Origin of the sequence: Spirulina subsalsa FACHB-351, assembly GCF_026130165.1 — a bacterium.
In the GTDB taxonomy this organism is placed as follows: Bacteria; Cyanobacteriota; Cyanobacteriia; order Cyanobacteriales; family Spirulinaceae; genus Spirulina_A; species Spirulina_A subsalsa_A.
Map to the genome: position 1 here is coordinate 1 of NZ_JAIHOM010000137.1, position 11,836 is coordinate 11,836.

General features: G+C 49.8%; 5 protein-coding genes. 4 read left to right on the plus strand and 1 reads right to left on the minus strand.

What is annotated here, in order from left to right; genetic code table 11:
* Position 1: 1 nt before the first annotated feature.
* Complete coding sequence (locus tag K4A83_RS19480) at positions 2-4,276, minus strand: CHAT domain-containing tetratricopeptide repeat protein (protein ID WP_265266346.1); 4,275 nt, start codon at positions 4,274-4,276, stop codon at positions 2-4.
* A gap of 823 nt (positions 4,277-5,099) precedes the next feature.
* Between K4A83_RS19480 and K4A83_RS19485 the strand changes: the two genes are divergently transcribed.
* From K4A83_RS19485 to K4A83_RS19500, 4 genes are all read left to right on the plus strand, one after another.
* Positions 5,100-6,227 carry an AI-2E family transporter gene (locus tag K4A83_RS19485; RefSeq protein WP_265266347.1) on the plus strand — a complete coding sequence of 376 codons (1,128 nt, stop codon included), beginning with the start codon at positions 5,100-5,102 and terminating at the stop codon, positions 6,225-6,227.
* Between the two features lie 96 nt (positions 6,228-6,323).
* Positions 6,324-7,025, plus strand: coding sequence for a hypothetical protein (locus K4A83_RS19490; protein ID WP_265266348.1), 702 nt, complete (start codon positions 6,324-6,326; stop codon positions 7,023-7,025).
* A gap of 85 nt (positions 7,026-7,110) precedes the next feature.
* Complete coding sequence (gene murD / locus K4A83_RS19495; protein WP_265266349.1) at positions 7,111-8,460, plus strand: UDP-N-acetylmuramoyl-L-alanine--D-glutamate ligase; 1,350 nt, start codon at positions 7,111-7,113, stop codon at positions 8,458-8,460.
* A 468-nt stretch (positions 8,461-8,928) separates the two neighbouring features.
* Positions 8,929-11,673, plus strand: a complete 2,745-nt coding sequence (locus K4A83_RS19500) for a bifunctional acetate--CoA ligase family protein/GNAT family N-acetyltransferase (RefSeq protein WP_265266350.1) — start codon at positions 8,929-8,931, stop codon at positions 11,671-11,673.
* The last annotated feature ends 163 nt before the right edge of the window (positions 11,674-11,836 follow it).

Below are 11,836 nucleotides of genomic sequence, written 5' to 3' on the forward strand. Positions count from 1 at the left end.
TTCAATCCCCCATCTCTCGCCAATCCCCCGACGGAATAAACGCCGCCCAATAATAGGGATGCCCATACCTGTCACCCCGTAACATCCCCAACTGCACCTGACGCAGCGCCTCCCCTCGTCCCTCACCTCTCAAAACCCGCTCATAATACTCCACCATAAAATCCTTCGTCCCCTCATCCGAAACCTTCCACAAACTCATCACCTGACTCTCGGACCCCGCCATCACCAGCGCCCGACGTAACCCATAAACCCCCTCCCCATTATTCACCTCACCTATCCCCGTCTCACAGGCCGACAGCACCACCAACCGAGTCCCCCACAAATTCAACCCCGCCACCTCCAACGCCGTTAAAACCCCATCCTCGCCCCCACTGCGACGCCCATTAAACCCAGCCAAAGCTAAACCCGAACGCAACAGGGGACTTTCGACAGGGCGGAACAGAGGCAGAGCTTGCCCGGATGCAACTTCTAGAGGGGAGGGTGTTGGTTGTTCTAAATCCGGCAAGAAAAAGCCATGAGTCGCCAAGTGAAGAATCCGAGGGGATGGAGTTTGTTTCACCACATTTTCCGTCGCCTCATTCCCAGTTAACACCACCGCATCGGGGAGTAACCGTTGTAAGGCATTCCCCTCCTCCTCCGCATAGGGAAGCGGGGTAAACGTTAATTGAGCCAAATCCAAAGACCGTTGAGCCTCTCCCCGAGTCCGACTGGCGATTGTGCGCGAGGGATTGGCTTGGATATAATCAGGATTCGCCAAAATCAGGGGCGGGTTTTGGCTAGGTGGAGAATATTGCAAGCGGATTAAATCCCGTCCTGTGGTGAGATAAGTAATCTTGTAATTCTCAACCAGATACTGTCCCTTTTCATCCACCAAAGCCGCAAAAGGTAGTAGGTTTAACTGTCCATCAGGAGAAATAAGGAATTGCTTAGTATTGCCCAATTGAGCGCGAATGGGCTGCATGAGCATTGCATCTAATTGACGGGCAAGGGGTTTGAGGGAAGCTTGAGGGGAACGAGTGCGAGTCGTGAGGGCGCGGTGGACTCGCACTCTGAGCGCATCAATGGGTTCTGCTGGCCCTAAGTCCACCCATTGGGGGTTTCCGGTGGATTGGAGCAGATAAGCCCCATAGTGAGGTTCTCCCTGTTGTTCTCCCCGTGGTGCTTTGGGGTCAAAGGGTTGATAAACCACCAGTTCAATTAAAGCTGCATCATGGGGAATTAAGGCTTGAATCGCTTCAATGGTAACGGGTGCTGTTTGTAGGCGAAATTCTGCACTATTACGGGCGAGTTGGGCTTCTAATTCATTGGCTTGGGTTTGCAGTTGGCTCAGTTGTTGGCGATATTGTTCTGGGGGGAGGTTGGCGGGGGGGTTAAAGGTGAGAGTAGCGAGTTGAGAACGGGTGTCAGTTAGGTTATCGAGGAGTTGTTGATTGGCGGGGGTGAGGTTTTGGCGGAGGGTTTGCAGGTTATTCGTAACGGCTTCGAGGATGCGTCCTTTACGGCGGAGAAGGGTAGTTAGGGCGAGGTTGGCGGCTTCGGGGTCATTGGGGACAGTTTGCAGGTGGAGGGAGATTGCTGCATTTGTTGTCCCTGAGAGAGTATTCATATAATCCTGTTTCTGGGATTCTGAACCTACAGCAAGCATCGTGTCTAGGTTGTGTTCTTGTACGTCTAGTCCTTGGCGAAGGAAGTGAACTGCACGAGTGACATCGCCTTGGGATGAGTACAAGAATGCCAAGTTGTTGAGGCTGGTGGCTACAGAGGGATGTTCTTCTCCTAACAAGCGTTTCCTCATCTCCAAGGCTTGAATATACAAGGGTTCGGCTTCTGCGTATCTGCCTTGGGATTCGTACAATACTGCCAAGTTATTCAGGCTGGTTGCTACAGCAGGATGTTCTTCCCCTAATAAACGTTTCCTCATTTCCAAGGCTTGAATAGACAAGGGTTCGGCTTCTGCGTATCTCCCTTGGGAACGGTATAATCCTGCCAAGTTGTTGAGGCCTTGTGCTACATCAGGATGTTCTGCTCCCAACAAACGTTTCCTCATCTCCAAGGCTTGGCGTAACAGAGGTTCGGCTTCTGTATATCTGCCTTGGGATGAGTATAATGCTGCCAAGTTGTTGAGGCTCAGTGCTACAGCAGGATGTTCTTCTCCTAACAAACGTTTCCTCATCTCCAATGCTTGAATATACAGGGGTTCGGCTTCTGCGTATCTCCCTTGGGATTCGTACAAGAATGCCAAGTTGTTGAGACCTTGTGCTACATCAGGATGTTCTTCTCCTAACAAGCGTTTCCTCATCTCCAAGGCTTCGCGTAACAGGGGTTCGGCTTTTGTGTATCTGCCTTGGGATTCGTACAATCCTGCCAAGTTGTTGAGGCTGATTGCTACAGAGGGGTGTTCTTCTCCTAACAAGCGTTTATTCATCTCCAAGGCTTGAATATACAGGGGTTCCGCTTCTGCGTATCTCCCTTGGGAACGGTACAATCCTGCCAAGTTGTTGAGGCCTTGTGCTACATCAGGATGTTCTTCTCCTAACAGGCGTTTATTCATTTCCAAGGCTTGAATATACAGGGGTTCGGCTTCTGTGTATCTACCTTGGGAACGGTACAATGCTGCCAAGTTGTTAAGGCTGATTGCTACAGAGGGGTGTTCTTCTCCTAACAAACGTTTCATCATCTCCAAGGCTTGAATATACAGTTGTTCGGCTTCTGTGTATCTACCTTGGGAACGGTACAATCCTGCCAAGTTGTTAAGGCTGATTGCTACAGAGGGGTGTTCTTCCCCTAATAAACGTTTCCTCATCTCCAAGGCTTGAATATACAGTTGTTCGGCTTCTGTGTATCTACCTTGGGAACGGTACAATGCTGCCAAGTTGTTAAGACCTTGTGCTACAGCAGGATGTTCTTCCCCTAACAAACGTTTAGTCATCTCCAAGGCTTGAATATACAGGGGTTCGGCTTCTGCGTATCTGCCTTGGGATGAGTACAATCCTGCCAAGTTGTTCAGGCTGGTGGCTACAGCAGGATGTTCTTCCCCTAACAAGCGTTTATTCATCTCTAAGGCTTGAATATACAGGGGTTCGGCTTCTGCGTATCTGCCTTGGGAATAGTACAATCCTGCCAAGTTGTTGAGGCCTTGTGCTACAGCAGGATGTTCTTCTCCTAACAAGCGTTTCCTCATCTCCAAGGCCTGGCGTAACAAAGGTTCAGCTTCTGCATATCTGCCTTGGGAATAGTACAATCCTGCCAAGTTGTTGAGGCTGATTGCTACATCAGGATGTTCTTCTCCTAACAAACGTTTCGTCATCTCCAAGGCTTGAATATACAGAGGTTCGGCTTCTGCGTATCTGCCTTGGGATTCGTACAATGTTGCCAAGTTGTTGAGGCCTTGTGCTACAGCAGGATGTTCTTCCCCTAACAAGCGTTTATTCATCTCTAAGGCTTGAATATACAGGGGTTCGGCTTCTGCGTATCTGCCTTGGGATGAGTACAATGTTGCCAAGTTGTTGAGGCCTTGTGCTACATCAGGATGTTCTTCTCCTAACAAGCGTTTATTCATCTCCAAGGCTTGAATATACAGGGGTTCCGCTTCTGTGTATCTGCCTTGGGAATAGTACAATGCTGCCAAGTTGTTGAGGCTGGTGGCTACAGCAGGATGTTCTTCCCCTAACAAGCGTTTATTCATCTCCAAGGCTTGAATATACAGGGGTTCCGCTTCTGTGTATCCGCCTTGGGAATAGTACAATGCTGCCAAGTTGTTAAGACCTTGTGCTACATCAGGATGTTCTTCTCCTAACAGGCGTTTCCTCATCTCCAAGGCTTGAATATACAGGGGTTCGGCTTCTGCATATCTGCCTTGGGAATAGTACAATGCTGCCAAGTTGTTAAGACCTTGTGCTACATCAGGATGTTCTTCTCCTAACAGGCGTTTCCTCATCTCCAAGGCTTGAATATACAGGGGTTCGGCTTCTGCATATCTGCCTTGGGAACGGTATAATTCTGCCAAGTTGTTGAGGTCTTGTGCTACAGCAGGATGTTCTTCTCCCAACACTTGCTGGCGAATCGCTAAGACTCTCTCAGCAAGGGCAATTGCTTCCTCATACTTCCCCTCTTGATAGAGTTGAATCACTTGCTGATTCAGTTGTTCGGCTTCTTCAAGGGCGGCTGAATTGGGAGCCTGGGCTATTTCCATCCTTGCCAATCCCACACCCTGGGCATTCACTCCCGGCTCCCACAACAACACCCCACCCACTAACAACCAACTCCAACGCTTCATCACTCCATCCCTCTATCACCTTAAAATGCCCCTACATTAGCCCACGTTTCCCCCAACTGCAACCCTCTTGTGTTTGTTGTTGCGCTTTCGCGTACTAAACTGGGGGCTGAAGCCCAACAACGAGCCAATCACGAGTCAATAACAGACTGGGTTTTTTGTTGCGCTTCAGCGCACTACACTGGGGGCTGAAGCTTAACAACGAGCCGATAACGAGCTAATAATGGACTGGGTTTTTTGTTGCGCTTCAGCGCACTAAACTGGGGGCTGAAGCCCAACAACGAGCCGATAACGAGCTAATAATGGACTGGGTTTTTTGTTGCGCTGAAGCGTACTAAACTGGGGGCTGAAGCCCAACAACGAGCCAATCGCGAGCTAATAATGGACTGGGTTTGTTGTTGCGCTGAAGCGCACTACACTGGGGGCTGAAGCTTAACAACGAGCCAATCACGAGTCAATAATGGACTGGGTTTTTTGTTGCGCTTCAGCGCACTAAACTGGGGGCTGAAGCCCAACAACGAGCCAATCACGAGTCAATAATGGACTGGGTTTTTTGTTGCGCTGAAGCGCACTAAACTGGGGGCTGAAGCCCAACAACAAGCCGATAACGAGCTAATAATGGACTGGGTTTGTAGACGCTGTACTAATAAAATATAGCGTTTCTAAATCATTGATCAACTCTCAGAGAAGTTTCTCATAATGCTTCAAGCTCCTTGTAACCCTTGTATACTGTTCCCTATTACCTATTACCTATTACCTATTCCCTGTTCCCTTGTGGATTACAAAACTCAAATGGAAACGCTATATCAACTTGACCAATTCAACTATGAATGAACTGCCAAAAACCGAAACTTTGCCCATTTCTCGCCTGCAAAAATTCCTCATCACTTGGTTACTCCTTTTAGTCAGTCTCTGGGCAACGATTAGCGCCCTCAGTTATATCGGAGAATTAATTAGTATTCTCCTCACTTCTGCCCTCATTGCCTTTGTCCTTAACTATGCTGTTGCGGCTATGCAACGGTTGATTCCGCGCCCCATTGCAGCCGTTTTAGTCTATCTCCTTGCCGCCTTTTTGGTCACGATTTTAGCTCTCATTGTTGTCCCTCCCCTGTTTAACCAAGGACGACAATTATTAATCCGTTTACCTGAAATTCTCGCCGAAGGACAAGAACAATTTACGAATTTTCAACAGTGGAGTCAACAGAAAAAACTCCCTATTGATTTACAAATCCTTGCCCCTCAATTATTCAACCGCTTACAAACTCAAGCGGAAAATATTGCCTCTAGAGGATTTGGCATAGTTTTAGGAACATTTAACTGGTTAATTGACCTTATTTTAATCCTCGTCATTTCTTTTTATATGCTCATTGATGCCGAACGACTTTGGAAAAGTTTGACCTTCCCATTAAACCCTATTATTCGTGAAGAATTAACCTCCTCACTCCGGCGCAATTTACAGCGTTTTGTGACTGGTCAGTTATTACTGGGTTTATTCATGGCTATCACCCTATCTATTTCCTTTCGGTTGTTAACGGTGCCGTTTTTCCTCTTCTTTGCGGTGTTTATTGGCTTTATGGAAGTTATCCCTTTTGTGGGGGCAACATTGGGTATCGGTGCGGTGGTGATTATTGTGGCTTTTTTAGATGTTTGGTTGGCTTTGCAAGTGTTAGGAATTGCTGTGGCTTGGCAACAGGTGAAAGATAATTTAGTAGCCCCCCGTATTATGGGAAATTTAACCGGACTTTCCCCGGTGATCATTTTTGTTGCGCTGTTATTAGGGGCAAAAATGGGCGGCTTACTGGGCGTTATTTTAGCTATTCCTATGACGGGAGTTGCTAAAAGTTTAGTGGAAATTACCCTAGATCCTACTCTTCCCCCCCAAACGGGATCCTTTTTTTACAATCCTTTGACGGCTAAGGCGCTCCCTTTGACGGACAATGGGAAAGGAGATTAGCTCGGGATTTAATCAGATTGCTGGGAATTCCCTATCCTGCTAGGGGAGTGGGGGAGTTCACGATCTTACCCGGTGATGACGTTTTGAGGACGATTTATGAGTCAGCCTACCCCCAAAGATTTACAGTTGTGGCATCAGTTGTGTGAACAATTAGTAACCTATCCTAATCACTGTGCAACGTCGGAAATGTTGGGGAATGAAGAAAATCCCGCTTGGGTGTTGTTTGGTGAAAGCCCCCAAGCGATTCGACGACGGATTTGGCTGCGGGAGGTGCATCAAATTCAGATTATTGCCTATCAGCCCGGTGGAGAATGGAAACTCTGTCCGAATTGGCAGGAAAAGTTAAGTTTTTTAGAGCAGGTGTATTTAAAAGGGGTGGATCCCCTCAGCTTGCCTCAGCCTTGGATTGCGGAGGTGAATCCCCCACTCCCTCACCTCTCCACTACCCCACCGCCAGATCGGGCCGCAGAGGGGGAGAAAAGGCTCTCTGAGGGTGTGGAAACGGCTGTGATGATGGTTAGTACATCACCCCAAGAGGAAAGCCCTGCTGTGGGGGAAAATGAGGGGATGGTGAGGGATGTGAGTGTTTTAACTCGTCCGTTGGGTGAGTTGCGTTTAAGTTTGTATTTGTTGGGGGATGTGGCGCGGCAGTGGCAATATTTGCAGATGACTCCTCACTGGGAACATTATGTGCGGCAACAGTGTCAGGCGATCGCACATTCGGCGAAAATCTTACGTCTCCAGTTGCACCAGTGGCATCAGGAGACGGAACAAAACTCGGATTCAGGGAGAATCTAGGGGATTCTTCCCGATCTGCCCAAAAAACAGTAGGATCAAAAACATCTTACTTTTTCACTTTTTCTCCCTATCTTTAGTCATTTCTATGCCTCACGCTGCTGTTGTTGGACTGGGACGCTCTGGAATTGCTGCGGCACGATTACTGAACAAACAAGGCTGGATTGTAGAATTAGGCGATCGCGCTTCTTCGGAAAATTTACAAACCCTAGCCGCCAGTCTGCAACCAGAAGGAATCACCGTTAAACTAGGGTATAGTCTCAGCCTCGACTCCCCCCATCCCCCCGATTTAATTGTAGTCAGTCCGGGCGTACCTTGGGATTTACCCGTTTTTGTCGAAGCCCGACAACGGGGCATTGACACCATTGGGGAAATGGAGTTAGCTTGGCGCAATCTTCACCATTGTCCTTGGGTGGGCATCACCGGGACCAACGGCAAAACCACCACCACCGCCCTGATTGCGGCCATTTTCCAAGCGGGCAACCTGAAAGCCCCCTCCTGTGGCAATATTGGCTATGCGGCCTGTGAACTCGCCCTCAGCGATGAAACCTATGATTGGGTAATTGCCGAAATTAGCAGCTATCAGATTGAATCCTCCCAAAAACTCGCCCCCCAGATTGGCTTGTGGACCACCTTCACCCCCGATCACCTCAACCGTCATTACACCCTAGACAATTACTATCAGATTAAGGCTTCCCTCTTGCAGCGTTCCCAGTGCCAAATCTTCAACGGCGATGATCCCTACTTGCGCAATTTGGGCTTAAAGGCTTGGCCCGATGCCATTTGGACTACGGTACAGGGGAAAGATCACCTCCTTACTTCAGAGGAGCGTTCCGTTTACTTACAAGACGACTGGATCTTTGCCCTAGGGCAGAAAATCGCCCCCATCCATGAGCTTAAAATGTTTGGGGAACACAATAAACAGAACGTTCTGATGGCGGTGGGAGCGGCTTGTGTGGCGGGAATTGATCCAGATGCGATCGCCCACACCCTCGCCACCTTCTCCGGCGTTCCCCACCGTTTAGAGTCCATTTGCACCTATCAAGGCATTCACTTCATCAACGACAGCAAAGCCACCAACTACGACGCGGCCGAAGTGGGACTCAATGCCATGCCCGCCCCCGTGATCTTAATTGCTGGAGGAGAACCCAAACAAGGGGATGATACCGCTTGGTTGGTCAGCATTCACGAAAAAGCCGCCGCCGTCTTGCTCATTGGCGAGGCCGCCCCCCAATTTGCCCAACGTCTTAAAGCTGTGGGCTATAACAACTATGAGCAAGTGGGGACAATGGAAAAGGCCGTCAGTCGCAGTGTCGAACTTGCCCAATCTCACAACGTTGCCACCGTCCTCCTTTCCCCCGCCTGTGCCAGTTTTGACCAATACCAAAGTTTCGAGCATCGCGGCGACCATTTCCGCCAGTTGTGTTTGAATTTTTAAGTATCCCCACATCCTTTAAATTTTATGAAGCCCCCAATCTTCTAAGAATTTATACTTAGGGAGATCCCCTTCCCTGTAAAGTCCACACCATCGGACTATTGCCCCCACAAGGCGCAACGGAAAGGTCAAAAAAGCCGAAATCCCATAGTCTAAAATTTAAGGAGAATCCCCCCGGCTATTTCCCTCTTCTGATCGTTAATCGAAGCCAAAACCAAGCCAACAATCCAAACCAACTGAGAGCAATAGGGGGCCTTCACACCATCCCCCCTACCTTCGCCTAGTGTCTCGTAGGGAAGGGCGGCGACTTCCTCTTTCTCCTGTCCTGAAAGCGGATCGACAGTTCAGCAAGTTAGAACACTTATACTCCATAATAAGCCATTCACTAGCCCTGATCATCGGTGCTAACTCCTAGTTAAACCGACCCCGACTCAATCCTGTTATACCCCACACCTCATTCTGGGAGAAACTATGTTACCAATTACAGATCCGGCTCAAGATGTTCTGCAATACGGCAGAATTCAACCGCTCGATGTGTTTTTTAAACCCAAAACCGTCGCCGTGATTGGAGCAACAGAAAAGGAGGGCAGTGTCGGACGGACTTTGCTGTGGAACTTGATTAGTAGTCCCTTTGGGGGAACGGTATTTCCAGTCAACCCTAAACGCCCCAGTGTTTTAGGGATTCAAGCCTATCCCAGCCTATCGGCTATTCCCGCCCCCATTGATTTAGTGATTATTGCCATTCCCGCCAAGATGGTGTCTCAGGTGATGGATGAATGTATTGCCAAAGGGGTGAAGGGGGCGATTATTATTTCCGCCGGATTCAAGGAAATTGGGCCGGCTGGGGTGGCATTGGAGCAGGAAATTTTAGCGAAAGCCAAGGCGGGGCGCATCCGGATTATCGGTCCAAACTGTTTGGGCATGATGAGTCCGATTCAAGGCCTCAATGCCACTTTTGCCAGTGCGATCGCCCGCCCCGGCAATGTAGGCTTTATCAGTCAGAGTGGCGCGCTTTGTACCTCCATCCTCGACTGGAGTTTTCGGGAAAATGTAGGCTTTAGTGCCTTTATTTCCATTGGCTCGATGTTAGATGTCAACTGGGGGGACTTAATCGACTATCTCGGCGATGATCCCGCCACCCATAGCATTGTCATCTACATGGAAACCATCGGTGATGCTCGTTCCTTCCTCTCCGCCGCCCGCGCTGTCGCCCTCACCAAACCCATCATCGTGATTAAAGCCGGACGCACCGAAGCCGCCGCCGCCGCCGCCGCCTCCCATACCGGAGCCCTAGCTGGCAGTGATGAGGTCCTAAACGCCGCCTTCCGTCGCTGTGGAGTGTTGCGAGTGGATACCATTGACGACCTATTTAATATGGCCGAAGTGCTAGCCAAACAACCCCGCCCCAAAGGAAAACGCCTCACCATTTTGACCAACGCCGGAGGGCCCGGGGTTCTCAGTACCGATGCCCTGATTTCTCAAGGAGGGGAATTAGCCCAACTCTCCCCCGAAACCCAAGCGGCCTTTGATGCGATCTTACCCGCCCACTGGAGCCACGCCAACCCCATTGATATCCTCGGGGATGCAGACCCGGAACGCTACGCCAAAGCCATTGAGATTGCCCTGAAAGACCCCCATAGTGACGCTTTGCTGGTCATCCTTACCCCCCAAGCCATGACAGATCCCACAGAAACCGCCCGCCGTTTTGTGGAGATTTTGCAGAAAACTCGCTACACCAAGCCCATTTTAGCCAGTTGGATGGGAGGGGAGGGAATTACACCGGGGGAACAGTTACTCAATGACTGTAAGATTTTTACCCTGCCTTTCCCCGATGGGGCTGTTCATGTTTTTAACTATATGTGGCGCTATGCCTACAATTTAAACGGCCTCTATGAAACACCCCATCTCCCCGACGAGGAGGCAGAAAGTCGTTTACAACGGACGGAAGCGCGCCAGATTCTCCAACAAGTGCGGGCAGAAGGTCGATCCTTGTTGACAGAATACGAGTCTAAGCAACTGTTGGAAGCCTACGGGATTCCCACGGTGTTAACCAAAATTGCCCACACAGCCGAGGCGGCGGTGGAACAGGCGGAAAAAATCGGCTATCCGGTGGTGTTGAAACTCAACTCAACGACGATTACCCATAAAACCGATGTGGGGGGTGTGCGCTTGTTGTTACAAGATGCGGAAAGCGTTCAGAATGCCTACCACGCCATGGAACATTCCGTCGCCCAAAAGGTGGGGCCTGAACATTTCCAAGGGGTGACGGTGCAACCGATGTTAAAAATGTCCTCGGGGGACTATGAGTTAATTATTGGTAGCAGTATGGATGTTCAGTTTGGGCCGGTGTTGTTGTTCGGCACCGGGGGATCTTTGGTGGAGGTGTTTAAAGATCGGGCGCTGGGGATTCCCCCGCTCAATACGACGTTAGCCCGTCGCATGATGGAACAAACGAAAATCTACACCGCTTTGCAAGGGGTGCGAGGTCAAAAGGCCGTGGATTTGAATGCTTTGGAACAGTTGCTGGTGCGGTTTAGTCAGTTGGTGATGGAACAACCTTGGATTAAGGAGATTGATATTAATCCCCTGTTGGCTTCTCCCCAGCGCTTGATTGCGTTGGATGCGCGGGTGGTGTTACACCCTCCCGATGCGGCGGAAAGCCAAGGGGTGAAAACGGCCATTTGTCCCTATCCCTTGCAATATATGGGGTCTTGGACAATGGGGGATGGTACAATGATTATGATTCGCCCCATTCGGCCCGAAGATGAGCCGTTATTGCGTAAGTTCCATGAACCTCTGTCGGAGGAAAGTGTCTATCTGCGCTATTTCCATCTGGTGGCCTTGTCGGCTCGGGTGGCTCATGATCGGCTGTCTCGCTTGTGTTTTATTGACTATGATCGGGAAATGGCACTGGTGGCCACGAAGAAGGATGAAAGGACTGGGGAGTTAGAAATTTTGGGCATTGGTCGCCTGTCTCCCTTGCATGAGAAGGACGAGGCGGAGTTTTCTATGATGGTGGGCGATCGCTACCAAAATCAGGGCATCGGTACGGAAGTGTTACACCGTCTGGTTAAGGTGGGGCGCGATCGCCATATTAAACGCATTAAGGCCGAAATCCTACCCCAAAACGGCGCGATGCAGCGAGTCTGTGAGAAAGTCGGGTTTCATCTCCACCGCACCAGTCCGGATGTGGCGATCGCAGAATTACACCTTTAACTAATCGCTTATTTAAGGTCTGCTGAATAACACGCCTACGCTGGAGGTAACAAGGGAATTGATAATTGATAATTGACAATTGATAATTATTACCGATTCCCGACTCCCCCTCTCCCCTGCTCCCCTGCTCCCCTGCTCCCCTGCCCCCCCTCTCCCCTGCCCC

Coding starts and splice junctions, on each gene's coding strand:
- K4A83_RS19480 (WP_265266346.1), bottom strand. CDS start 4,276: ATGAAGCGTTGGAGTTGGTTGTTAGTGGGTGGGGTGTTGTTGTGGGAG.
- K4A83_RS19485 (WP_265266347.1), top strand. CDS start 5,100: ATGAATGAACTGCCAAAAACCGAAACTTTGCCCATTTCTCGCCTGCAA.
- K4A83_RS19490 (WP_265266348.1), top strand. CDS start 6,324: ATGAGTCAGCCTACCCCCAAAGATTTACAGTTGTGGCATCAGTTGTGT.
- murD (WP_265266349.1), top strand. CDS start 7,111: ATGCCTCACGCTGCTGTTGTTGGACTGGGACGCTCTGGAATTGCTGCG.
- K4A83_RS19500 (WP_265266350.1), top strand. CDS start 8,929: ATGTTACCAATTACAGATCCGGCTCAAGATGTTCTGCAATACGGCAGA.